The organism is Nocardia sp. NPDC051052 (genome assembly GCF_044456045.1).
Lineage (GTDB): Bacteria > Actinomycetota > Actinomycetes > Mycobacteriales > Mycobacteriaceae > Nocardia.
In genome coordinates, this window is record NZ_JBITFL010000005.1 from 1 (window position 1) to 25025 (window position 25025).

Sequence of the window (25025 nt, forward strand, 5' to 3'; positions counted from 1 at the left end):
CGCACCAACAAGGCCGACAAGCACCTTTCTCAAGCCTCACCCGACCCGCCTGGGTGTCCAGCACAACGTACTGAACCCCAACGAACTTAAGGAGCCCGATGGAATTCCTCACCACGCTCTCCACCCTGCTCGGCATCGCCGTGCAGTTGATCAACCTGGTCGCGGCGATCTCCAGCTTGTCCGGCTGATCTGTCAGGCGGGATCCGCGGCCACCAAGGGGGAGTCAGCTGTGGCTCGTGTTGGCGTTGGCCCAGGCTCTCAGGTCGCCGCGGTCCAGGGCTACGGCGAGTAGGGCGGGGAATTTGTCTGGGGTGCAGGCGAAGGCCGGGACGCCGAGGGCGGCCAGGGCCGCGGCATTGTCGTGGTCGAAGGCGGGGGCGCCTTCGTCGGAGAGGGCGAGCAGCACAACCACCTGGACGCCGGACTCCTTCATCGCATTGACCCGGCGCAGCATTTCGTCGCGGACGCCGCCCTCGTAGAGGTCGGAGATGAGCACGAACAGGGAGTCGGTGGGGCGGGTGATGAGGGTTTGCGAGTAGGCGATGGCCCGGTTGATGTCGGTGCCGCCGCCGAGCTGGGTGCCGAACAGGACGTCGACGGGGTCGTCGAGTTTGTCGGTGAGATCGACGATCTCGGTGTCGAAAACGACGAGCGAAGTCTTCAGCGAGCGCATCGAGGCGAGTACGGCGCCGAAGACGGAGGCGTAGACGACGCTGGCGGCCATCGAGCCGGATTGGTCGATGGCGAGCACGACATCGCGTTGTACCGCTTGGGCTTTGCGGCCGTAGCCGACCAGCCGCTCGGGCACGACGGTGCGATGCTCGGGCAGGTAGTTGGCCAGGTTCTTGCGGATGGTGCGGTCCCAGTCGATATCGCGCAGCCGGGGCCGGGAGACGCGCGCGGCCCGGTTCAACGCGCCGGAGACGGCGGCCACCGTGTGCGCGGCGATGCGCTGCTCGATCTCGCGCACCACCTTCCGCACCACCAGACGCGCGGTGGCCTTGGTGGTCTCGGGCATCACCCGGTTCAGGCTGAGCAAGGTGCCGACCAGGTGCACGTCCGGCTCGACCGCCTCGAGCAACTCCGGCTCCAGCAGCAGCTGGGTGAGGTTCAGCCGTTGCACCGCGTCGCGCTGCATCACCTCGACGACGGTCGAGGGAAAGTAGTTGCGGATGTCGCCGAGCCAGCGGGCCACCCGAGGCGCGGACCCCTCCAGGCCGCCCGATCGCTTGCCCGAGGTCCGCTCGTCGTCGTTGTACAGCGCCGACAGTGCCCGGTCCATCGCGACGTCGTCGCCCTCGCCGAGTCCGCCGAGCCCCTCCTCGGCGGCGGCGCCGAGCACCAAACGCCAACGGCGTGACTGTGTTTCATCGATGGCGTTCATCGCATCCCCTGAGTGCCGGTCGAGTCATCGCTCGAGGTGAAGCTGCATGTCGGCCGACTAAAGGCGAGCCGCCGTGCCAGGGCGGTCGAGCCGGAATGTGCGGCAAGTGGTGGCAAGTTCATACCGAGACCCCCAAGATCTCCGCGGCGGCGCGTAGCGCGATGGTGCCGCGCGCGACGTCCAAACTTCCGTCGTCCGCACCGGTCCCGAGGGGTGCGGCACCGCCGTCGCGCACCGCCTGGCCGATGGCGCGGCGCTCGCCCGACTCGAAGGCGCCGAAGGTTCTGCGCAGCAGGGGGAGTGTCTCGACGAACTGGTCTTCGCGCAGTGCCCGCAGCCAATCGTCGATGAGGCGCAACAACTCTCGGTCGTGCACCAGCAGGAGCCCACGACCGCTGAGGAAGCCGTCGACCCAGGCGGCCTTCGCGGCGGCGGTATTGCCGACCGACAGGGCGGCGGAAAGCCGACGGGCGGAATCGATCTCGTCGATGATGCCCGCGTCGCACAGCAGCCGGACGGCGCGGCCGACGAGGACGCCGTGCACGTCGTCGCGATCGGCGAGCTTGCCGAGCGCGCCGAGCCATTCGCCGGTGGCCCAGCCGTCGTCGCGAGTGTTGATGGCGGTGTGCGCCGCGTCGAGCATGGTGCGGAGCTCGGTGGCCGCGTCGGTGTCCAGGCCGGTGACGGCGCCGGGCAGGCCCGCGCAGACCCGCACCAGCAGGCCGTCGGCGACGTGCGCGAGCGCCTTGGTGTCGGTGCCGCGGACGTCGCCGTAGCGCAGCGTCCTGATCAGGCCGGGCAGCGCGGCGAGCAGATGGGTGATGTCGTGGTCCAGCGCGGCGGCCGAGGCCAGCCGGGTGATCAGTCCGTCGGTGGCGCCGCCGAGATCGGCGAGCAGCACGACCTCCAGTGCCGCCGCGAGATCGCCGACGGTGCTGTCCGCGCGGCTCGCCGTGTCGAGGATCTTCGCCTCGGCGGCGGTGCGGATGGTGGTGCCCCAGCGGGATGCCTCGATGATCGAAATGGCGTACTCCGGTCGCCATTCCAGCGTCCAGGTCTCCCGGAAGGTGCCGGTGCTGCGCACCTCGCTGGCGGTGAGCGTGCCCCAGGGGATGTCGAGCACGCGCAGCCGGTGCAGCAGGCGGGAGCGCTCGACCTCACGTTCCTTGCGCAGGTCGAGGTCGAGGATTCGGGAGAGCGCCTCCTGCTTCATCCGCAGCGTGCGGATCCGGGCGCGCAGGTCGGCGTCGAGCGGGACGGTCGGCGTGCCCTCGGGCACGGTGCCGAGCGCCTCGCCGACGACGAGTTCGTTGACGACCAGCCGCAGCATGGTCTCGTCGCCCGCACACATCACCGCACGGGTGGCCTCGGTGACCTCGGACAACCCGGCCAGCGGGCGATCACGCATGGCGGCGAGGGCGTCGGCGAGGCGGACGGCCTCGATGATGTGCGCGCTCGACACCGGCAGATCGTGCGCCCGCAGCACCCCGGCCACCTTGGTGAGCCAGCGGACGATCGGCCGCTCGGTCTCGGTGAACAGGTGGTGGTACCAGCCGGGTGAGGTGATCCCCGCGCCGTATCCGGAGATCGTGGACAGTCGCGAATGCGTCCACGGCACCCAGGTCAGGGTGGCTTTCGTCTTCGGAAGTCCCTTCAGCAGCCGGGTATCCGCGGCCGCGGTTCCGAGCTTGCCCGCGAGGGCGGGCGCGTGCCAGGCGCCACATACCACCGCGAGGCGGACCGCCCCGTCTTTGAGCGCCTTGCGCATCGTCTGCCGCATGTAAGCCTCGCGCCGCAGCGTGTGCGCGTCGATGCGAACGGGCCCGAGCCGGATCGGTTCCAGCTCGATGACATCGTCGGTTGCTTCGGCGACCGAGTTGGTGCCTGCCTCCCTGTCGTCGTCCGGTCGCAGGTCGATCGTCGGTTGCGCCGCCCGCGGCGGCGGATCTTGTTGGTCGGCATCGAGTTCGACCGCCGCAGTGGGATCGTCCAGCATGGCGGTGTTCGGCTCGAGCTCGGTCGAAACCTGCTCGGCGCCTTCGCGCAGCGCACCCATCGCCTCGGTGATCGCCGCGAAAGCGGTGGCGTCGGGGGCGGATTCGACGACCGCGTCCCACCACCGCTCGGCGTCGTCGTAGCCGCCCGCCGCGGCGAGCTCGGTCAACGGGTCGAACCGATCGCCGGGCTCCTCCTCGGCGGCGAGCACCGTGGTGGCGGGCAGATCGCAGAATCGAACGGGCACACCGTGTTCGGCGGCAAAACGCAGCGCCTGCCACTCCGGCGAGAACACCGCGTACGGCCAGAACGCCGCCTTCGCCGGTGCGTCCGGCACGTAGGCCAGCAGCGCGACCGGTGGCGCCATCCCCTCGGCCGCGACATACCCGACCAGCGGATCGGCGTCGGCGGGCCCCTCGATCAAGATGATGTCGGGCTGAAATGCCTCCAGCGCCAACCGAAGTGATCGCGCGGAACCCGGCCCGTGGTGGCGGATGCCGAACACGCGGGTCTGCGGGCCGCCGGACGTCGAGCGATCGTCGGCCGCGACGTCGTGCTGCGCTTGCGTCATGGTGTCACCCCCTGCTGTTCCGCCTGCTGATTTCGATGCTCACCCGGAGATCTCGCGGCAGGCCCGGTAGAAGTCCGACCACTCCGGGCGTTCGCGGACAACGGCTTCCAGATACTCGGTCCACACGACCGCGTCGGCGACCGGATCCTTGATCACCGAACCAAGGACGGCGCCCGCGATGTCGGCGGCGCGCAGGACGCCGTCACCGAAGTGCACCGACAGGGCGATCCCGTTGGTGATCACCGAGATGGCCTCGGCGGTGGAAAGAGTGCCGGAGGGCGATTTGAGCTTGGTGCGGCCGTCGGCGGTGATGCCGGACCGCAATTCGCGGAAGACGCGCACCACCCGGCGCACCTCCTCGGCCGCGGCGGGCACCTTCGGCAGTTCCAGCGAGGCGCCGAGCTGTTCGACGCGGCGGCTGACGATGGCGACCTCCTCGTCTTCGCTGGCGGGCAGCGGCAGCACCACGGTGTTGAAACGGCGGCGCAGCGCGGAGGACAGCTCGTTCACGCCGCGGTCGCGATCGTTGGCCGTGGCAATGACGTTGAAGCCCTTGGCCGCCTGCACCTCGGTGCCGAGTTCCGGCACCGGCAGCGTCTTCTCGGACAGCACGGTGATCAGCGCGTCCTGCACATCGGAGGGGATGCGGGTGAGCTCCTCGATCCTGGCGATCGAACCCGCGCGCATCGCGGTCAGCACCGGCGACGGCACCAGCGCGCCCTCGCTCGGGCCCTCGGCGAGCAGGCGCGCGTAGTTCCAGCCGTACCGGATCGCCTCCTCCGCCGTCCCCGACGTGCCCTGCACGAGCAGCGTCGATTCACCGCAGATGGCGGCCGAAAGATGCTCCGACACCCAGGTTTTGGCGGTGCCGGGCACGCCGAGCAGCAACAGCGCCCGGTCGGTGGCCAGCGTCGCGACCGCCACCTCCATCAGCCTGCGCGGACCGACGTACTTCGGGCTGATCACGGTGCCGTCGTCGAGGGTGCCGCCGAGCAGGTAGGTGACCACCGCCCACGGGGAGAGCCGCCAGGACGGCGGGCGCGGACGTTCGTCGGCGGCCGTCATGGCGCGCAGTTCGTCGGCGTAGGCCTGTTCGGCATGCGGACGCAGCAGGTCGGGCGTCACGTCGGTAGTGGTCACTGCAACTCCTCGAGCATCATCGAGCGGTGGTTGAGGTCGTGTGCGAGCTGATCGAAGGCTCGCTCCCAGGTGGGATCGCCGCAGCGGCGGGCCACCACGGCGGCGGCGCCCGCGGCGTCAACGGGTAGGTGCACCGACGCCGCGGACAGCAGCGATCGGTGCGCGTTGGGGGTGTTGCCGTGCGCCTCCGGGCGGCGGGCCGCCGCGCGCGCACGTTCGAACAGCAGCAGCATCAGGTGCTGCGCCAGCGGTTCCGGCCACGGATGCCCCATCGCGGGCAGCAGCGCCTCGATCTCGGAGAGCCAGGAGCCGTCCAAATCGAGCAGGTGCCGGGTGCGATCGGCCATCGGTAGCAGCGCGAACAGTTCGCGCCTGCGCAGCATGGCGACGTCGGTTGGCACGCCCGCGTCGAATACGGCCCGCGCCCACACCGAATCATGCTGTGCCAGTGCGGCATCCACCCAGCCATCGAAGACCGGCTGGCGGAAGCGGTCGTCGATGGTGGCCTTGACCGCCTTGTCGGGTGCGCCGAGCACGCTCGCCCAGTGGCTGAGCGGTGTCGCCGCCACCAGCTGGCGCAGTCGGCCCGCGGTGACGTCGGGTGCGCCGCCCCACCGGTAGGTGAACTCGACGCTGCGGTCGGTGATGCCGTCGCGATGCGCGGGCGGATCGAGCGTATCGGGCAGGGCGACAACGAGTTCGGTGTGCAGCATGCGGTGTTCGACACGGACCCACTCGGTCGCCCGCCGCGTCATTCGGTGCGCGAACGCCGAATCGGACAGCAGCGTGAGCAGACCGGCGGCGGTCCGCCGGACGTCGGAACGCCGATCGTCCAACCCGGCTTCCAACAGCGGTTCGTCGGCCCGCGAAATCCCGTCGGCGAGTACGGCGAGCAGCTCCGCCTTCAACGGCCCGGATTCTTTCGGCCATGCCGCGGCGAGCGTTTCGCGCGCCGCGTCGGCATCCCGGCGGCGCAGCTCGGCCAGCCAGCCCCGGCGCTCCGGCGGCTGCCCGAACTGCCAGACCTCCTCGGTGGGAGCCGCGGTGGACTGCCTGCGCACCAGGTTTCGCCATTCCGGATGCTGGCCTGCGAGCCACCGCCCGCGGGCGCCCGCCAGGCGCAGCAGCGGTTCGCGCAGTTCGGCACTGCTCTTCGCCTGGTCGAGCAGCTGGCCGCACAGCGCGTCGGGCGCGCGATAGTCGTGCGGCGCTGCCGCGGTGAACCATTCGGACAGGAAGGGGGAACGCTCCTGCAGCATCCGGGAGAGGTGACCGGCCGCGCTGGGGGGCAGCCGCCGCCGGGTGTCGTCCTCGGCGGGCTCGGGCGCCTTCGCGGTGGCCGGGCGGACTCCGCCGCGCGCGAAAATATCCTGGAGCGCGGCGGATTCGAGCAGGCGCAGCGCCGGATCGGCGGGTAGCCGGTGGGCGGCGTCGGCCACCGGCGCGGCCAGCCGGGTGAGGTCCGGTGCCCGGCGCGCGGTGCCGAGCAGCGCGACGGAGGTCAGGTCGGCGGCGTGCGCGGAGTTCGTCGTTCGAGCATTGGGCGCACTCCGGCCGACCGGATCGAGCCTGGCCAGATCGATCACCTCGCCGGCACTGAACACCGAGATCGGCACCAAGCCCTCGAGGGTCCAGTCGGCGGCAACGGTCACCGGATGGCCGCCGGACACGCCGAGCAGCCGCCATGGCTGCTCAGTCGGTGCCATCGGCAGTGCGGTGCCGTCGGATTCGGTGATGTACCAACCACTTTCGGTGAGTACCGGTACCACGTCGACGAGTAGCACCGGCCATCCGCGCAGCCACGGATCGCCGCCGAGTGCCGCGGCGTGGTCGGCGAGCGCGGCGGCCACCGTGCCCGGCCGGTCCGGATCGGTCGGCAGCGTCGTGAAAGGCTCTGCCGCACTGTGCCGTTCACCCCAGAGCGCGCGCAGCGGGGCGGCGCCGGGGTAGTAGTGCAGGTCCGCTTCGGCGAGCAGGCCGAGGGGCGGCACGTCCGCGGGGAAGCCCGGCGACCCGAATGAGTGGTCGACCACCAGCGCCCAACGCCGAGACTCGCGCCCGTACAACCACGTTCGCCGGGTGTAGAGGCGTTCGTCCTCGGTGATCCGCACGCCGAGCACCATCCACCGATCCCGCACGGCGGGCTCGGTGCGTACCGCCTCTGCGGGATTCGGATAGCCGACATGCGTGCGGATGCTGGCGCGTAGCTCGGGCGCGAGCTCGTCCAGCCGGCTGTGCGCCGTGACGAGCAGGTGCAGCCGCGCGTATTCGCGCAGCACCACCTCGGGCCAGTCGTCCCTGGTAACCACTGCGGTCGGCAGCTGACGCAGCGCCGAGGCGACGCCGGGTGCCTGCGCGTCGACCATTCGGGCGGCGATCGTCTCGAACGCCCGGAACGATCGGTCGGTCTGCGCCAGGCCGGTGCGCACCTGATCACCGAGCCACACATCGAGTTCGGCGAGCCCCGCGGTGACCCGGACCCGCCGCTGTTCCGCGGTCGCCGGATTCGCGGTGCGCGTGGCCGCCTCCGCCGCGGGCTCGGCCGCTTTGGCGATCCGGCCGTCGATCCAGCCGGCCGCGAAATCGATGGTCTCCGGTGCCTGCTCGACCCGGCCCGCAGCCCACTCCAGCAACAGCGACAGCGCGTGCTTGCACGGGAATTTGCGGCTCGGACAGGAGCACTTGTACGCGGGCCCGGACAGATCGATGATCGTCTGATACGGCTTGGCGCCGCTGCCCTGGCACAGCCCCCACAGCGCGGTGTCGTGCTGCCCGGTACCGCGCCAGCGGCTCGCGAGTTTCCGCGCGGCGGACAGCGAGCTCGCGTCCGGCGCGAGCGCCGTGACCTGGTCCTCGCTCCAGCGCGTCATGTCTTCCCCCGTTCCTCGGTTGACCGGATTTCTACCCCAGGGCACCGACAAGTGCCGACCCGGCCGGTGTGGTTCGCACGGAAATTGCTGTGCCGTCGCGGGTTTCGATGTCAAAAACCTCTTGCGTACATGGGTGTTCTCTGGCATTCTGTCCTGTTCGGCTCGACCGAACCATCCAAATCGGGTGATACACCGACGAGCTGCCCGCCGGGGCTGGCGAGGGGTGGACATCGAAGCGCGGCCCCAGCCGTTTCGATGGCCATATCCATCCCCGCGCGGGCAGATTCGCATCGGGGCCGGAGGATTTCCTCCGGTGGGCGAATCCGACGCGATCGGGTAGCGTTTCGCACAGCTTCGACAGTGGCGCCGTGCACGGAGCCGGAGGACCGGTAGCGGCTCGGTGGTGGAGGGGGTCCAATCAAAGTGCGTCCCGACGCCGATCCGGTGCCGAGATTGACCGAGGTGGTTACCCGCAGGCTCGCCGCGGACCCCTCGGTGACCCCGTCGGTCGCACGAACCGTGCTGCGCGCCCTCGGCGGCACCGAGAACGATGAGCGGGCAACCGAATTCGACGACGGCGGGATCTTCCTGCGCGCCATCCGGGTGCGCGGCTTCCGCGGCATCGGCCCGCAAGCCGAGCTGCAATTGCCGCCCGGCCCCGGCCTCACCCTGGTCGTCGGCCGCAACGGCAGCGGCAAGTCCAGCTTCGCCGAGGCCGCCGAGTTGGTGTTCACCGGCGGAAATCGCCGCTGGGACGGTCGATCCGCGGCCTGGCGGGAGGGCTGGCGCAACCTGCACGACGGCGGCACCGCCCGCATCGAGGTGGAGCTGCTCACCACCGGCAGCAAGCCACAGCTGACCATCGCCAAGGAATGGGCCGCCGACGCGGACCTACCCGACGCGACCTGGACCGAACAGCATCCGCCCACCGCGCCAACCGAATTCGATATGGACCGCTGGGCAGGCAGGCTGGAGCTCTACCGCCCGTTCCTGTCCTACAGCGAGCTCGGCGCGCTGGTCGACGGCAAACCGAGCGACCTGTTCGACGCGCTGCACCAACTGCTCGGCCTCGACGAACTGACCTTGGCGCAGGAGCGAATTCGGCTGCGCCGCCTGGAACTGGAACGCGCCGTGCGCGATTCACGCCAGGAACGCCTCGAGCTGCTCGAGGCACTCGAGACGGTGGCCGACGACCGCGCGGTGCGGGTGAACGGCCTGCTCCGCCCCGCGCAACCGGACCTCGCCGCCGTCGGGCGCGAGGTGATCGGCACCTTCGACGATCCGGACGGCCCGGCGGGCCTGCGCGCGATCGTGCGGCTCACCCTGCCGACGGCGGCGGAGGTCGCGCAGGTGGCCACCCGGCTCGCGGAATGCGGCACGGCGCTGACTCGCGGTACCACCGCCGATGCCGAGGCCGACCTGCGCGTGCTGGAGTTGTTGCGCCGGGCCCGCGACCACCACACCGCCACCGGTACCTGTCCGTGCCCGGTGTGCGGTCGCGGCGACCTGGACGACGCGTGGGCGCGCGAGGCCGACGCCTCGATCGCCGCCCTTGCCGCGCGGGTCGACGCGCTGACCACCGCGCGCACCGAACTCGGCGACGCGATGCGCGCGGCGCGGTCGCTGCCGGATCTCATTCCGCCGGAACTGGATTTCGACCCGCGCAACCCGCCCTCGGTGGATACCGCCGCCGTCCGCCGGGCCTGGGCCGACTGGGCCGCGCTCACCTCCGCCGACTACAGCACCGACCTGCCGGACCGGCTGCGCGGCGCGCACGCGCGACTGGTCGACGAACTCGAACAGGTGCAGCAGGGCACCCGCAAGGAACTCGACCGCCTCGACGAGGTGTGGACCCCGCTGGTGCCGCGCATCGTGAGCTGGCTGGAGGGCGCGCGCGAGGTCGCCGCGCACGCCGCCGAACTGCGCACCGTCAAGAAGGCCGAGGACTGGCTCAAGTCCGCCACCGCCGGCCTGCGCGGCGAACGGATGACGCCGCTGGAGACCACGGCGCGCTGGGTCTGGCAGACGCTGCGCCAGCAGAGCAACGTGGAACTCGGCTCGATCACCTTGCAGGGCAACGCCGGAACCGCCCGCCGGGTGCTGCTCGACGTCACCGTCGACGACGTGGACGGGGCCGCGCTCGGTGTGATGAGCCAGGGCGAGCTGCACGCACTCGGGCTGTCGCTGTTCCTGCCGAGGGCCACGGTCGAGGAGAGCCCGTTCCGCTTCGTCATGATCGACGACCCGGTGCAGGCGATGGACCCGGCGAAGGTGGACGGGCTGGCCAGGGTGCTCGCCGCGGTCGCGTGGACGCGACAGGTGGTCGTGTTCACCCATGACGAGCGCCTCGCGGAAGCGGTGCGCCGGATGCAGCTGGACGCCACCGTGCTGGAGGTGCAGCGCCGCGACCGTTCGGTGGTCGAGGTGCGGGTATCCAGCGACCCGGTCCGCCGCTATCTCGACGACGCCCGCGCGCTGGTGCGCACCCCGCAGCTGCCGCAGGCCATCGCCGACGAACTCGTCGCCACCTGCTGCCGTTCCGCGGTGGAGGCCGCGAGCCTGGGCCGGGCCAGACGCACCCTGCTCGCGGACGGCATGAATCACCGCGAGGTGGAGCGCCACATCGATGCGGCCCAATCCACCAGGGCCAAGGTCGCTCTCGCGGTGATGGGCGTCGGCGGCAAGGTCGACGATCTCAACAAGCATCTCGTTGCGCGCGAAGGGAAATGGGTGGTCGAGGCGCTGCGCGACGCGACTGCCGGTGCGCACGTGCCGATCGGGCGCGGCATGCGCGAATTGATCACCGAGACCGAACGATTCGTCGCGTGGCTGGCGAGGTGACCGCGCGGTGGCGATGACGCAGCGCGGGCCGCGCCGCGGTCCGGACGGTGGCGGGCGCGGAAAGCGCGGACCGGCGAAGAGCCCGAGGCGGCCGCGGCCGTCGGTGGCCGAGCGGCTCGACACGGTGGATCGCCTGCTGGCCGGATCGGTGACCGACGCGGGTGGCCTGTGGTCCCGCGCCACCGCGTGGATTCTGCGAATCGCGTTGGAGCAGTCCGTCGATGAGCTGTGGACCAGGCTGGCGCCCGCCCTGATGCGCTGTCCGATGCGGGCCCAGCTGATCGCACTGCGCACCTTCGCCGGTCCCGAGGTCGCCGCGCAGGTCGCCGCCCTGTGGGCCGCGCTCTCCAGGGCCGCGCACCACCACGACTACGAGCTCGCGCCCAGCGTCACCGACCTACGCCGCTGGCGCGAACAAACCGTCGCGATCGCCAAGGCCCTGTCGGCCGTCGAGGCCCGCTGAGCGGCGGAATCGACCGGCCGGGCCAGCTCGCTCGGGACGGTGTGCGGCCGGTCCTGGCTACCCGGCCCGATCTTGTTGCGGGCGACGCGCGACAATCGACGGATGAGTGGGACGCGGATGTGTCCGTGTGGCCGGGGCGAGGCCTTCGACGACTGCTGCGGGCCGGTGCTGAACGGGAAGCGGGCGGCGGCGACCGCCGAGGCGTTGATGCGTTCGCGCTACACCGCTTTCGCGGTCGGGGACACCGATTATCTTCGTGGATCGTGGCATCCGCGGACCAGGCCTGCGACGCTGGAGCTCGACCCGGGGCAGCGGTGGTTGTTCCTGGAGATACTGCGCACCGCTGACGGCGGGCTGTTCGACGAGACCGGCCTGGTCGAGTTCGTCGCGCACTATCGGGCGCAGGGCACCCGTGGCTCCCTGCACGAGGTGAGCAGGTTCCTGCGCGCCGACGGGGCCTGGGTCTACCTCGACGGTGAAATCGAAGGCTGAGTACCGTGACCCACTATGTCCCGTGTCGCGATCGAGTACTGCACCCAGTGCCGCTGGCTGCTGCGCGCGAGCTGGATGGCGCAGGAGCTGTTGAGCACCTTCGCCACCGAACTCGGTGAGGTGGCACTGATTCCGGGGACGGGCGGCGTTTTCCGGATCACCGTCGACGCCGAACAGATCTGGGAACGCAAGGCCGACGGCGGTTTTCCCGATATCGCGGTGTTGAAACAGCGGGTGCGTGACCGGGTCGCGCCGGACCGTGATCTCGGCCACGCCGATCGCCGGGACTGAACCCGGCCCCGGCGACACTCGATCGCGGTACCGCGACGCTCAGCCGCAGCAGCCTCCGCCGCAGCACCCACCTCCGGCCGACGGCGCGGCCTGACTCGGCGCAGGCGCCGCATTACCCCGGCTGACCGTGCCAAACGTGGTCAGCAGCTTGACTGTGTCGGCATGGCCGCTCGGGCAGGACGCCGGACTCGACGACTCCGCCATCGGGCGGTTCATCTCGAAAGTGTCCCCGCAACTGCGGCACCGATAGCTGTAACTCGGCATCGGTCAAGCGTACCGCCGGGGTCTCATAATGGTGCGTCGCGTTCCCAGGTCGTCAGCATGGACGTACTCTCGAAGAAGAGATCACGAGGTGCGGGGCCCGCTGCAGCAAATCGGCAGCACACCGATGGGTCCCTGGCAGGAGGTGCGAACCATGCGCGAACGCGGCGAGCCGATCAGTACAGCCACTCCGGGCACTCAGTTCGAGACCGAACCGGGTTGGGAAGTGGGCTCCGCGCCGGTTGCCACCACTACCTCGGGCAATATCCGCGGACGCTGGGACGGCCCGGTGGCGGTATGGCGCAGCATTCCGTATGCGGCGGCGCCGAGCGGGGAAAACCGTTTCCTTCCGCCATTGCCCGCGCCCGAGTGGTCGGGAACCCGGGATTGCGCGGTCTTCGGCGACATCGCCCCGCAGACCATGGGCAACATGGTCCCCGTCGACTCCGACCTGCGGATGGGCGAAGACTGCCTCTGGGTGAACGTCTGGTCGCCCCGGCACGACGTCGGCGACGTTGTGCACACCTTCGAGACCGGCGAACCGCGTCCGGTGCTGGTCTGGTTGCACGGCGGCGCCTACTGCCTCGGCACCGCGGCGCAGGGCATCTACGACGGACGCAAGCTGGCCGAGGCCGGTGACGTCGTGGTGGTCACCGTGAACTACCGGCTCGGTGCGCTCGGTTTTCTCGATCTGTCCTCGCTGCCGGGCCCGTTCACCCCGAATCTCGGGCTGCACGACCAGATCGCGGCGCTGGAATGGGTGCGCGACAATATCGCCGCGTTCGGCGGCGACCCTGGCAACGTGACGTTGTTCGGCGAATCCTCCGGTGCCGGTTGCGTTACCGCGCTGCTGACCTCGCCGCGCGCGGCCGGGCTGTTCCACAAGGCCATCGCGGAGAGTCCGCCCGCGACTACCGTTTTCGGTCAGGAACGGGCCGCCGCGGTGGCCCGGCGGTTCCTAGAGCTGCTGGAACTGCCCCCGCATCGGGCCGTCGAACTGCTCGACTGGCCGATCGAGAAGATCGTCGAGGTCGCGGGCATCCTGCTCGACGAGATTCCGTTGAAGGAGCCGGGCCGGTTGGCGGCGGCGCCGGTGGTGGACGGTGATCTGTTGCCGACCTATCCGATCGAGCGGTTCCAGCACGGGCGCTCGCATCGGGTGCCGTTGATGATCGGCACCAACAAGGACGAGGCGTCGCTGTTCCGGGTGTTCCGCTCGCCGATCATGCCGGTGACCCCGGACGCGGTGAACGCGATGCTCAGCGATGTGGCGGCCAGCCATCCGGAGCTGTCGCACGAGCGGATCGCCGAAATCACCTCCGCCTACCCGGATCTGGACAAGACTCGCGGCGCGCTGGCCATGTCGGGCGACGCCGCGTTCCGGATGCCCGCGCACTGGGTGGCCGACGCGCACGCGCAGCACTCACCGACCTGGATGTATCGCTTCGACCACGCGACGCCGATGCTGCGCGCCGCCCGGGTCGGCGCGGGGCACGCCACCGAATTGCCTTATGTGTTCGGCAATTTCGGCTCGTTCAACCATGATCCGACGTTCTGGCTCGGCGGCCGCAAGGTGGCCATGGAGGTATCCGGGCGAATGATGCGGCGCTGGTTGGCTTTTGCCACGCACGGCGTTCCCGCCGCGCTCGACGGCTCGAAACACTGGCCGCCGTACCGTCCGTCGACGCGCACCACCTTGCTGATCGACACCGTCGACCGCATCGTCGACGACCCGGACGCGGATCTGCACACCGCGTGGGGCGAGCAAGCGGTCGGCTTCGGCTGACCGCCCCGCGTCTCGGTTCTCCCCATGGCCGCAACAAAATTGGCGCGGGTACGCGGAACCGAGTCGCCGCGCGCGCTCAGACGGCGGTGGCTTCGGGGGTGCGTGCCCGGCGACCGAGCCGGACCGGCAGCTGCTCATATCCATGCAGCGTGAACAACTCCCGGCGCCGCGGTGCTCCGTCCAGTTGCAAATCGGGGAAGCGGTCGAACAGCGACTGCAGGGCGTAGACGCCTTCCATCCTGGCCAGGCTGGCCCCGAGGCAGACGTGGATGCCGCTGCTGAACGACAAGTGCTCCTTGGCATTCGCGCGGCCGACGTCGAAGCGGTCCGGCTCGGCGAACACCGCGGGATCGCGGTTCGCGCCCGCCAGCGACAGCACGACCGTGTCGCCCGCGCGCAGCTGGTTGCCGTTGATGTCTATGTCGCACAACGCGGTTCGAGCCGTTGTCTGGACCGGCGAGTCGAAGCGAAGAATCTCTTCGATGGCATTCGGCCACAGCTCGGGCTCGGCGCGCAGCCGCGCCAATTGTTCCGGATGCTCGAGCAGCTGGACCACGCCGTTGCCGATCAGGTTCACCGTGGTCTCGAAGCCCGCGCCCATCAGCAGGCTCGCGGATGCCTTGAGCGCGAACATATCCAGCTCACCGGCGGTGACCAGGGTGCTGAGAATGTCCTCGCCCGGGGTGCGGCGCAGCCGCGCGATGTGCTCGTCGAAATAGTCGTTCATCACCTCCATGGCCCGCATCGCGCGCCGGTGCGCACGCCAGGAGATGCCGACGTCGAGCAGCGGGGTCAGCTGGTCGCCCCAGTGCAGGAATCGTTCCTTGTCCGCGTCGGGGAAGCCGAGCATTTCGGAGATGATCGCGATCGGAACCTGCGCGGCGAAGGCGGTGATCAGATCGGCCGAGCCGCCGGACGGCAGCGCGTCGAGCAGTTCCGCGGTGACCGTTTCCACCCGATCGCGCAACCTGGCGATGGCGCGGGGGGTGAACGCGGAGGCGACCGGCTTGCGCATCTTTGTGTGCTCCGGCGGGTCGATCACCAGCATGGACGGCGGCTCTACCGGGCTCGGCGGCAGCGGGAAGCGCTTGGCCAGCTTCCGCATCGGCGCGGGGGTGTTGAAGCTGTCGGTGCTGCGCACACCGAATCGGTTGTCGCGCAAGATGGATCGGCACAGCTCGTGGTCGAAGCTCGCCCAGGCGATGGAGGTGCGGATCAGCCTGCCCTCGCCGCGTAGCCGCTCGATGAGGGGATAAGGATTGGCGAACCCGGTGGGCCCGCCCATCAGTTCGGCGAACGGCTCACCGCGCCGTGCCTGCGCGCGCAGCACGAGCCGGGGCGCGCCTTGACCGGATAACCAGCGGAACCAATACTGCGGCTTCATCATTCACCAACCCCGTCGTTGTGAGATAGCTCCACCGTACGGAAACCTGCCAGGATGTGGAACGTCCCCTAGTCGGACTTCCGCCTATACCGTGGTAGGAGTGAACCGCCTGCGGGGCTAGGCACGCTGGGCGGTGACGCGTTCGGATTCGATGCGGCGCTCGCGTAGGGCCGGGTCCGGGTTGACGACCTGAACCAGCGACGCGCCCGCGGCGAGTACCGCGACGAAGCCGTCGATCAGTTCGGCGGGAGTGTCCCACGGGGCGCTGGACAGCACCCGGTCGCCCTCCGAAAACCCTTGGCGCATGGCCGATTTCTTCGCTTCCGCGAACACCTCCGGCACCGGCATGCCGTCCAGCGCGGCACCCGCGCCACCCGGCAGGAACTGATCGCCGTGCACCCGCACGGAGGTGGCGAAGTCGGTCACGCCGACCGGCAGATCACGCACCGGGGTGCCCATCGCGTCCAGGGACAGTGCCGCGACCTCGGCGATGCCGTCGGCATCATCGATCCGGTCGGGCGTCACCAGGGCCAGTTCGGCGTCCGGGTCGGGGCGGAGCACCACCTCGGTGCCCGCCCACCAGCAGCCGAGCAGCACGGCGGCGGTCTGCCAGTGCGCGGGCAGCAGCACCGCGATCCTGGCGCCGGGGCTGAGGCCGAATTCGTCGCGGATCAGGTTGGCCGTCTTGGCCGCCCAGTTCGCCAGGGTCAGCCCGGACAGCTCGATCCGGGCGCCGGTGGCGTCGTCGTAGTAGGTGACGCGCGGATTCGCCGGCTCGCGCGCGAGAATCGGATCGAGCACCTGCTCGGTGAGGGTGAGCGCCTGCTCGAATTCACGCATGGTCTAGTTCACGCATTTCGGTCCGTTCTGGCCTGCGTCGATCGGTGGGGCGGGCGGGACTGGCGTCGCGGTGGCGCTCGACGTTCCGGAGAAGTCGAACATGCCCCCTGCCGCCGAGCCCGGACCAGAATAGTCGCTCGCCAGCACCACGCTCACCGAATCCGGCGACAGCGTCGTATCCGTGAGCACCGGCAGCCCGCCGAGTGCCTTGGCCACCGCCTTGGCCTTGGGGTCGGCGGTGCTCGCGGCGAGCACCCGGCTGCTCGAGACGCTGGGACCGGTGTAGTTGCCGACCAGCCCTTCGCGGAACCCCTTGCCGCTCAACGCCTGCGCGACCTGACCGGCCAGGCCACCGACGCCGCTGGCGTTGTACACGCTGACGGCCACCGTGCCCGGATCCACCGCGGGCTCGTCCGATTCGGCGGATTTCCCGTCGACCAGCGAGCCGACATAGGACTTGACCGCCTTGGGATCGACCCGGACCACCGATTCGCCCCGGTCGGTCAGGTAGTTCAGATCGGTGACCGGAATGGTCTCGAATTTCACCTGCCCGCCCGAAAGGTCCTGCAGCTGTTGCAGAAACGCGAGCACGTCCCAGTCGTCGTCGAGCACGACCGTGCGCCCGACCGCGTCGCTGAGCTGCTTCATCTTCGCGGGGTTGCCGAGCGTCTTCGCGTTGAGTACCTGCCCGACCAGCTGTGCCATGAACACCTGCTGGCGCACGATGCGATCGAGGTCACCGCGCGGCAGATTGTGCCGCTGCCGCACGAAGCTCAGGGCCGCGGGGCCGTCGAGGCGCTGCCGGCCGGCCGGGAAGTCGGCGCCGGACATCCATTCGTCGACGGGATTGCTCAGGCACACCTCGACCCCGCCGACGGCGTCGGTGAGCAGCACGAAGCCGAGCAGGCTCACCTCGGCGTAGTGATCGACGCTGATACCGGTCAGGTTAGCCACGGACTTGATCAAGGCCTGGCGGCCCGCCTGGGTGGACTGCTTGTCCGCCTCGGCCTCCGCGACGCCCTGGTTCATCAGCTTCAGCCGCTGTGTCTCTTTGGTCGCGCCATACGCCGAATTGATCTTGCCCTTGCCGAGATCGGGGATGTCGACGTAGGAGTCACGAGGAATGGAGATGGCGGTCGCGGACCGGCCATCGTTGGGTACCCGGATCAGCACGATGGTGTCGGTATTGGTGCCGACCTCGTCGCCCGCGTGCAGCAGCGCGCGCTCCCGATCGGACAGCGGATTGCCGTGCGCGTCGGTGCGGCTGTCGACGCCGACCAGCAGAATGTCCACCGCGCCGTCGCGCCCGCCGCCGAGGCCGAGGTTGCCGATCCGCTCGATATTGGAGATCAGGCTGTCGACGCTGTGCCAGGCGAAGCCGGTGATGACGAGCACCACGGCGGCGAGGGCCGCGGCGAAGCCACGCAGCGGGCCGCCTGCCGGTAAAAGCGATTCAGCGCCGCGCGGCCGGGTCACCCGGGACCTCCTGCGCCGCAGCTACTTTGTGTCCTCTCGACAACTCGACATCCTTTCGACAAGCTCGGGGCCTCTTTCGACAGCACGGTCTGAGTGACCACCCCACCTTTCTGTATCCCCCGGCACCCATGCGGCAAACCCTTGTTCGCGGTGGGCACCAGCCGAGGGCAACTGACTGAAGGCTAACGAATGGCGACGCGGGCGCCCGCAATCCGCAGGTGTGGCGGCGTGCCAGACTCGACCCGTGACAGCCTCGACATCGTCCGACGCCACCCGGCCCGTGCGCCTCGTCGTGACGGGCGCGGGTGGGCAACTCGGGCGGGAACTGCTCCGCCGCGCGCCCGATGCCTGTGCCTTCGGACGCCGCGACCTCGATATCACCGACGCGGACGCGGTCGCCGCCGTGCTCGAAACGGGTGATGTGGTGCTCAATTGCGCCGGCTACACCGCGGTCGACCAGGCCGAGTCCGATGTCGCGGCGGCTTTCGCGGGTAATGAGACCGGGCCCGCCGTGCTCGCCGCCGCTTGCGCGCGGGCCGAGGCCAGGCTTATTCACCTGTCCACCGACTATGTGTTCGCGGGCGTGCACGACCGTCCGTACGAGACCACCGATCCCACCGGGCCGGTCAGTGTCTACGGGGAGTCCAAACTCGCTGGGGAACAGGCGGTGCTGACGCTGGCTCCGCGGGCGCACGTGGTGCGTACCGCGTGGGTATATGCCGGGCGCGGAAGCGATTTCGTCGCTACCATGCGGCGGCTGGAGCGCGAGCGCGACACCGTGAACGTGGTCGACGATCAGCTCGGGGCACCCACCTACGCGGCGGATCTCGCGGCCGCCCTGCTGGAACTCGCGGGTCGTCCGGACGCACCCCGGCTGCTGCACGCCACCAATGCCGGGCAGGCCACCTGGTTCGAGCTCGCGCGGGCGGTATTCGAAGGAGTCGGCGCCGATCCGGCGCGGGTCCGGCCGTGTGACTCGTCCGCATTTCCGAGACCTGCACGGCGCCCGGCATATTCGGTGTTGTCGCATCGCGCGTGGGATGACGCCGGGTTGACTCCGTTGCGTCCATGGCAGGTGGCACTGGGGGACGCGCTGGCGCGGGTATCCGACTAGGCTGTGCGGTCGTGAGTGAGCGCAGCGAGCGAACCTTAGGCACGGCCGTCGAAACGGTCACAACGGAGCCGAGCGTCAGCGAGGCGGAGTTGTGAGCCTTTCCGATTCCGCCAAGCCGGGGCTGGCCGTCGTCACGGTGACCTATTCGCCGGGCGAGCACCTCGAGCACTTCATCACCACGCTCGCCGATGCCACCTCCGAGAAACCGCAGGTGATTCTCGCCGACAACGGATCTACCGACGGGGTGCCGGAGCTGATCGCCGAGGCCAATTCGCACGTGCGGCTGCTGCGCACCGGCGGCAATATCGGTTACGGCGGTGCGATCAACCGGGCCGTCGCCGAGATCGATCCGGATATCGAGTTCGTGGTGATCGCCAATCCGGACATCCGCTGGGGCACCGATTCGATCGACAAGCTGCTCGAAGCCGCGAAGCGCTGGCCGCGGGCCGGTGCGCTCGGCCCGCTGGTGCTGGAACCGGACGGCAGCGTCTACCCGTCCGCCCGCCAGGTGCCCGGCCTGCTGGACGGCGCCGGCCACGCGATCCTCGGCACGGTGTGGAAGACGAACCCGTGGACCCGCCGCTACCGCCAGGAGAACGAGCAGGTCTCCGAGCGCGTCGTCGGCTGGCTGTCCGGGTCCTGCCTGCTGGTGCGGCGCGCCGCCTTCGACTCGATCGACGGCTTCGACTCGCGCTACTTCATGTACATGGAGGACGTCGACTTCGGTGACCGGATGGGCAAGGCGGGCTGGCACAACGTGTTCGTGCCGTCCGCCGAGGTCACCCACGCCAAGGGACATGCCGCGGGCAGGCATCCCGAGGTGATGCTGCCCGCGCACCACGCCAGTGCCTACCGATTCCAGGCCGACCGGCACCCGCACTGGTGGCAGCTGCCGTTGCGGCTCGCGTTGCGGGCCGGACTTGCGGTGCGCTCCCGGATTGCGGTTCGATCTGCGCTGCGCCAACAGGCGCAAGAAGCGGGTCACTAGACACGCGGCTGAGCGACAATGGCGACGGGCCCGCACATGTTTCGGTGCGGCCCGGCGTGAACTGGCGCAGGCCGCGAGCCGATCGGCGCGCGCGCAACAATCGATCCACTGTGAACAGGGGACCTTGAATGGCAGGAAATGCAGGCACCGACGCCGTGATCCTGGTGGGCGGGCAGGGCACACGACTGCGCCCGCTCACCCTTTCGGCACCCAAGCCGATGCTGCCGACGGCCGGGTTGCCGTTCCTCACGCATCTGCTCGCCCGCATCGCCGACGCCGGGATCACGCACGTCGTGCTCGGCACCTCGTTCAAGGCGGAGGTGTTCGAGGAGCACTTCGGCGACGGTTCCGACCTCGGCCTCGAGCTCGAGTACGTCACCGAGACCGAGCCGCTCGGCACCGGCGGCGGCATCCGCAATGTGCTGCCCAAGCTGCGCGCCGACACGGTGATGGTGTTCAACGGTGACGTGCTCGGCGGCACCGAACTCGGCGCGGTGCTCGATACGCACGAGTCGACGAACGCCGACGTCACCTTGCACCTGGTCCGGGTGAGCGATCCACGCGCTTTCGGCTGCGTGCCCACCGACGAGAACGGCCGGGTCACCGCGTTCCTGGAGAAGACGCAGGATCCGCCGACCGATCAGATCAACGCGGGCTGCTACGTCTTCCGCCGCGAGTACATCGAGAAGATCCCGTCGGGCCGCCCGGTCTCGGTGGAGCGCGAGGTGTTCCCGACGCTGCTCGCCGAGGGCGCGCGCGTGCAAGGGCACGTCGACTCGTCGTACTGGCGGGACATGGGTACCCCCGAGGACTTCGTCCGCGGCTCCGCCGACCTGGTCCGCGGCATCGCGCCCTCGCCCGCCCTGCCGGGGCAGCGCGGCGAATCGCTGGTTCATCCCGGTGCAGGCGTCGCACCGGGTGCGTTGCTCATCGGCGGCACGGTCGTCGGTCGCGGGGCCGAGGTCGGCGCGGGCGCCCGCCTCGACGGCGCGGTCATCTTCGACGGCGCGGTCATCGAGGCCGGTGCCACCGTCGAACGCTCGATCATCGGCTTCGGCGCGCGCATCGGGCCGCGTGCGCTGGTACGCGACGGCGTTATCGGTGACGGTGCGCAGGTCGGTGCTCGCTGCGAGCTACTACGGGGCGCGCGCGTCTGGCCAGGGGTGGAGATCCCCGACGGCGGAATCCGGTTCTCCACCGACGTATAGCGGCGGCAAATGCTTGCCCCGGCTCTCTTTTCGCCGGAACGGTCGGCGCGATGGATTCGCGCCGACCGCCACCGTCGTGCCGTCGAGTATCAGCCGGTGCGGCCTTTACGCTTTGGTTTTCCAGACGTAGCGGGTCTTGGGGCGGCCCGCACGGCCGTAATCCGAACGGCGGGTGACCAATCCGTCGTCGGCTAACTTCTCCAGGTAGCGCCATGCGGTGATGCGGGAGACGCCGATCGTGCTGGCGGTGTCCGCGGCGGTGATGCCCTCCGGCGCGGCGCGGACGGTGCGGGATATTTCGTCGAGGGTCTGCGGCGCAACACCTTTGGGGGTGGTGGCACGCTGGTCGGAGGTGCGTAGCGCGCTGAGGGCGCGGTCGATGTCGTGCTGGGAGACCGCCGTTTCGCCCGCGGGGAGGGCGGTGCGGAATTCGCGATAGCGGTCGAGTTTGTCCCGAAAAGCGGCGAAGGTGAACGGCTTCAAGAGATAGAGGACAACGCCGTGCGAGACGGCGGTGCGCACCATGGCGAGGTCGCGGGCCGAGGTGATGGCGATGACGTCGGGTCGGGGAGCGAGGCCGGTCAGTGCCGCCGCGACATCGAGGCCGCTGGCATCGGGCAACCCGATGTCCATGAGCACCAGGTCGATCGGCGTGCCCTCGGCCGCGGCGTCGGCGGCCGCACGCATCGCCTCGCGACCGGTGTGCGCCACCCCGACGGGCGTGAAGCCCTCGATGCGGTCCACATAGGCGCGGTGTGCCTCGGCGATGAGGGGTTCGTCCTCGACGATCAGCACTCGGATCACTGTGCGTCCTTTCGCGGAATCGTCACGGTTACCGCGCTTTCCGGATCTAGTTCGGTACGGATGGTCCCCCCGTGCCTGGCCACCAGCCGGTGGACCAATGCGAGGCCGAGCCCGTGATGGTCGGCCTTGGTCGAATAACCGCGCTGCGACGCGCGCGTGAATGTTTCTTCGGACATCCCAGGCCCGCTGTCGGCGACGCGCACATACAACGCCGAATCGTGCTCGGCCGAAACAGCTTCGGCGTTTTCCCCGGCGCCACCCTGGTGTCGAATGGTGACCTCCACCCAGCCCGACGGGCTCTCGGCGGCGGCGTCGATGGCGTTGTCGATCAGGTTGCCGACCAGGGTGACCGTCTCCTGCGGGGAGAGCGGCTCGATCGAGTCGAGCGCCGTCTCCTCGGTGATGGTCAACTCGATGCTGCGTTCGGCCGCCTGATTGACCTTGCCGAGCAGCAGCGCCGCCAGCGCGGGCGAGCCGACCGCGTCGAGCAGCCGATCGATAAGCGCTTGGGACAGTTGCAGTTCCGAGGTGGCGAAGTCGACCGCCTCCGCGTAGCGGCCCAACTCGACCATGGTGACCACGGTGTGCAGCCGGTTGGCCGATTCGTGTGCCTGCGCGTGCAGTGACTCCGCGAAACTGCGCACCGAGTCGAGTTCGCCCATCACCGCTCGCAATTCGGTATGGTCGCGAATGGTCATCACGGTGCCGATCGGCCGTCCCTCCCAGGTGACGATGTCCTGGTTGATGAGCAGGATCCGGTCGCCGGTCACGTGCATCTCGTCGCGGACAACGCCCCAGCTCATCTGCCGCATCGAGGTCGGTAGATCGCCGCGGCGCACCTCGCCGTCGGGCAGTTCGAGCAGCCTGCGCGCCTCGTCGTTGACCACCTCGGCGCGCTCACCGGCCATGCCGAAGACCACCAGTCCCTCGTGGATCGAATGCAGGACGGCGTCGTGCTGCTCGTACATGGCCCGCAACTCTTCGGGCGCGAGCCCGTGCGTCTGCCTGCGCAGCCGACGGCTCAGCAGGAACGACCCGCTGCCGGAGACGATCAGGCCAGCCGCCGCCACGCCGAGGATCAACGGCAGCTGCGTGGCGACCTGGTCGCCGATCTTGGCCCTGGTCACCCCGGCGGACACCAGCGCCACCACGCGCCCGCCGTCATAGACAGGAGTCACCGCTCGGATCGACGGGCCGAGGGTGCCGGTGAAGGTTTCGGTGAAGGTCTCCCCGGCCAGCGCGCGGTCGATGTTCCCGCTGAACGGCTGCCCGATCATGGCCGGGTTGGTGTGCGTGTAGCGGGTGCGGTCCGGCGCCATCACGACGATGAAGTCCATGCCGGTCGCGTTGCGGATGCGCTCGGTCACCGGCTGCAGCTGGGCCGTCGGGTCGGTGGCGTAAATGGCGGTCAGGGTGGACCGCGCCTCAGCCACGCTCACCGCGACATCCCGTACTTCGCGGGTGGTCGTCACGTCGCTGTGGTGCCGCGCGTCGAGCACCGCCAGGACCGCGCCGACAGCGACCATCAGAGTCAACACGATCAGCTGTAGCGCGAAGGCCTGACCGGCCAGGGATAGCCGACCGCGTCTCACTAGCTGCTTTCCTCCACTGAACGTAATGCACCAAACCGTGACCGGCGTCACCCGGACCGTCATCATTCTGCCTGGAAGGCGTGAGGCACCTCACGTCGGCACCACTTCGGAGGACATCACCACTTATGAGCGAAGCAACACCGGAAGCACCACCGCGTAAGCGTGACCGCACCCACTGGCTGTATCTGGCCGTCATCGTCGCGGTCATCGCGGGCATTCTGGTGGGCTGGCTCGCGCCCGGGTTCGGGCAATCGGTTGCTCCGCTCGGCACCATTTTCGTGAACCTGATCAAGATGATGATCGCGCCGGTCATCTTCTGCACCATCGTGCTCGGCATCGGGTCGATCCGGTCGGCGGCTACGGTCGGCAAGGTCGGTGGGTTGACCATCGCGTACTTCATGGTCATGTCGACCGTCGCGCTCGTTATCGGGCTTGTTGTCGGCAATCTGATTTCGCCCGGCACCGGGTTGAACCTCGGCAAAACCATCAATGCGGGCAAGGATCTCGCGAAGACCGCACATGGCGCCGGTGGCACCTGGGACTTCCTCACCAGCATCGTCCCCACGACAATGCTGTCTTCGCTGACCTCGGGCAGCACGTTGCAGGCGCTGTTCATCGCGCTGCTGGTCGGTTTCGCGGTGCAGGCCATGGGCAAGACCGGTGAGCCGATCGTGCGTGGCGTCGCACTGATACAGAAGCTCGTGTTCCGCGTGCTGGTGATGATTCTGTGGCTGGCGCCGATCGGTGCGTTCGGCGCGATCGCGAATCTGGTCGGTAAGAGTGGTCTGGACGCCGTGCTGAAGTTGGCAACGTTGATGATCGCGTTCTACCTGACTTGCTTGATATTCGTGTTCGGCGTGCTCGGGGTGATGATGTGGGCGATTGCTCGGGTGTCGATACTCAAACTGGTCCGCTATCTGGCCCGCGAGTACCTCTTGATCCTCGCGACCTCGTCGTCCGAGTCGGCGTTGCCTCGGTTGATCGCGAAGATGGAGCACATGGGCGTCGAGCGGACGACCGTGGGTGTGGTTGTGCCGACCGGTTATTCGTTCAATCTGGACGGCACTGCAATTTACCTGACAATGGCCTCTTTGTTCATCGCGGACGCGATGGGTAAACCGCTCAACATCGGCGAGCAGATCGGCCTGCTGCTGTTCATGATCGTGGCGTCCAAGGGCGCGGCCGGTGTCACCGGTGCCGGCCTGGCCACCCTGGCCGGCGGCCTGGAGAGCCACCGCCCGGAATTGCTGGACGGCGTCGGCCTGATCGTCGGCATCGACCGCTTCATGTCCGAGGCCCGCGCCCTCACCAATTTCTCCGGCAACGCCGTCGCCACCGTGCTCATCGGCACCTGGACCAAAACCATCGACGTCGACCGCACCCGCGAAGTACTCGATCGCAAACTGCCCTTCGACGAACAAACCATGGTCGACAACGACCACCCCGCGCAGCCGCAGCAGGGGCCCGAGACCAAGGACCTGGTCTCGGCCTAGCTGCCCTGTGAAACACGAAGGGCCCGCAGGAT

At 69.3% G+C, this 25025-nt stretch carries 19 protein-coding genes; 9 read left to right on the top strand and 10 right to left on the bottom strand.

All coding sequences use genetic code 11. The annotated features are described in order from the left end of the window. Nucleotides 1–223: 223 nt before the first annotated feature. From ACIBCN_RS17530 to ACIBCN_RS17545, 4 genes are all read right to left on the bottom strand, one after another. Nucleotides 224–1384 carry a VWA domain-containing protein gene (locus tag ACIBCN_RS17530; protein ID WP_396992608.1) on the bottom strand — a complete coding sequence of 387 codons (1161 nt, stop codon included), beginning with the start codon at nt 1382–1384 and terminating at the stop codon, nt 224–226. 118 nt (nt 1385–1502) lie between these two features. Further along, complete coding sequence (locus ACIBCN_RS17535; protein WP_396992609.1) at nt 1503–3950, bottom strand: DUF5682 family protein; 2448 nt, start codon at nt 3948–3950, stop codon at nt 1503–1505. A 39-nt stretch (nt 3951–3989) separates the two neighbouring features. Further along, on the bottom strand, nt 3990–5015 hold the full coding sequence (locus ACIBCN_RS17540; RefSeq protein WP_396993293.1) for an AAA family ATPase: 1026 nt from the start codon (nt 5013–5015) through the stop codon (nt 3990–3992). Between the two features lie 71 nt (nt 5016–5086). Continuing rightward, on the bottom strand, nt 5087–7960 hold the full coding sequence (locus ACIBCN_RS17545) for an SWIM zinc finger family protein (RefSeq protein WP_396992610.1): 2874 nt from the start codon (nt 7958–7960) through the stop codon (nt 5087–5089). Between the two features lie 423 nt (nt 7961–8383). On the opposite strand from ACIBCN_RS17545, the gene ACIBCN_RS17550 reads away from it, so the two are divergent. From ACIBCN_RS17550 to ACIBCN_RS17565, 4 genes are all read left to right on the top strand, one after another. Then, on the top strand, nt 8384–10801 hold the full coding sequence (locus tag ACIBCN_RS17550) for an AAA family ATPase (RefSeq protein WP_396992611.1): 2418 nt from the start codon (nt 8384–8386) through the stop codon (nt 10799–10801). 13 nt (nt 10802–10814) lie between these two features. Continuing rightward, on the top strand, nt 10815–11264 hold the full coding sequence (locus tag ACIBCN_RS17555) for a hypothetical protein (protein ID WP_396993294.1): 450 nt from the start codon (nt 10815–10817) through the stop codon (nt 11262–11264). 102 nt (nt 11265–11366) lie between these two features. Beyond that, the gene (locus tag ACIBCN_RS17560; RefSeq protein WP_396992612.1) at nt 11367–11756 is read left to right on the top strand and encodes a YchJ family protein; all 390 of its coding nucleotides are present in this window, start codon (nt 11367–11369) and stop codon (nt 11754–11756) included. A 15-nt stretch (nt 11757–11771) separates the two neighbouring features. Beyond that, nucleotides 11772–12047, top strand: coding sequence for a SelT/SelW/SelH family protein (locus ACIBCN_RS17565; protein WP_396992613.1), 276 nt, complete (start codon nt 11772–11774; stop codon nt 12045–12047). 39 nt (nt 12048–12086) lie between these two features. Here ACIBCN_RS17565 and ACIBCN_RS17570 read toward each other — a convergent pair whose 3' ends face one another. Beyond that, nucleotides 12087–12311, bottom strand: a complete 225-nt coding sequence (locus ACIBCN_RS17570) for a zinc ribbon domain-containing protein (protein ID WP_396992614.1) — start codon at nt 12309–12311, stop codon at nt 12087–12089. Between the two features lie 151 nt (nt 12312–12462). Between ACIBCN_RS17570 and ACIBCN_RS17575 the strand changes: the two genes are divergently transcribed. Further along, a complete protein-coding gene (locus tag ACIBCN_RS17575) occupies nt 12463–14094 on the top strand; it encodes a carboxylesterase/lipase family protein (protein ID WP_396992615.1) in 1632 nt (543 codons plus the stop codon). Between the two features lie 76 nt (nt 14095–14170). Here the strand turns inward: ACIBCN_RS17575 and ACIBCN_RS17580 are convergent, their stop codons facing one another. The 3 genes from ACIBCN_RS17580 to ACIBCN_RS17590 form a co-directional block, all read right to left on the bottom strand. Next, a complete protein-coding gene (locus ACIBCN_RS17580; protein WP_396993295.1) occupies nt 14171–15478 on the bottom strand; it encodes a cytochrome P450 in 1308 nt (435 codons plus the stop codon). A gap of 117 nt (nt 15479–15595) precedes the next feature. Beyond that, nucleotides 15596–16318, bottom strand: a complete 723-nt coding sequence (locus tag ACIBCN_RS17585; protein WP_396992616.1) for a TIGR03089 family protein — start codon at nt 16316–16318, stop codon at nt 15596–15598. A gap of 3 nt (nt 16319–16321) precedes the next feature. Continuing rightward, the gene (locus tag ACIBCN_RS17590) at nt 16322–17746 is read right to left on the bottom strand and encodes an LCP family protein (RefSeq protein ID WP_396993296.1); all 1425 of its coding nucleotides are present in this window, start codon (nt 17744–17746) and stop codon (nt 16322–16324) included. A gap of 292 nt (nt 17747–18038) precedes the next feature. Here ACIBCN_RS17590 and rfbD point away from each other — a divergent pair, with 292 nt between their 5' ends. From rfbD to ACIBCN_RS17605, 3 genes are all read left to right on the top strand, one after another. Continuing rightward, nucleotides 18039–18908: a dTDP-4-dehydrorhamnose reductase gene (rfbD, locus tag ACIBCN_RS17595; protein ID WP_396992617.1), complete on the top strand. Its 870-nt coding sequence runs from the start codon at nt 18039–18041 to the stop codon at nt 18906–18908. A gap of 91 nt (nt 18909–18999) precedes the next feature. Next, nucleotides 19000–19896, top strand: coding sequence for a glycosyltransferase family 2 protein (locus ACIBCN_RS17600; RefSeq protein WP_396992618.1), 897 nt, complete (start codon nt 19000–19002; stop codon nt 19894–19896). Nucleotides 19897–20024: 128 nt separating this feature from the next. Beyond that, nucleotides 20025–21104 carry a sugar phosphate nucleotidyltransferase gene (locus ACIBCN_RS17605; protein ID WP_396992619.1) on the top strand — a complete coding sequence of 360 codons (1080 nt, stop codon included), beginning with the start codon at nt 20025–20027 and terminating at the stop codon, nt 21102–21104. A gap of 105 nt (nt 21105–21209) precedes the next feature. On the opposite strand, the gene ACIBCN_RS17610 is transcribed toward ACIBCN_RS17605, so the two are convergent. Further along, the gene (locus tag ACIBCN_RS17610) at nt 21210–21908 is read right to left on the bottom strand and encodes a response regulator (RefSeq protein WP_396992620.1); all 699 of its coding nucleotides are present in this window, start codon (nt 21906–21908) and stop codon (nt 21210–21212) included. Beyond that, a complete protein-coding gene (locus ACIBCN_RS17615) occupies nt 21905–23434 on the bottom strand; it encodes an ATP-binding protein (protein WP_396993297.1) in 1530 nt (509 codons plus the stop codon). Before ACIBCN_RS17615 ends, ACIBCN_RS17610 begins: the two co-directional genes overlap by 4 nt. Nucleotides 23435–23625: 191 nt before the next feature. Here ACIBCN_RS17615 and ACIBCN_RS17620 point away from each other — a divergent pair, with 191 nt between their 5' ends. After that, on the top strand, nt 23626–24993 hold the full coding sequence (locus ACIBCN_RS17620; RefSeq protein ID WP_396992621.1) for a cation:dicarboxylate symporter family transporter: 1368 nt from the start codon (nt 23626–23628) through the stop codon (nt 24991–24993). Nucleotides 24994–25025: the final 32 nt, after the last annotated feature.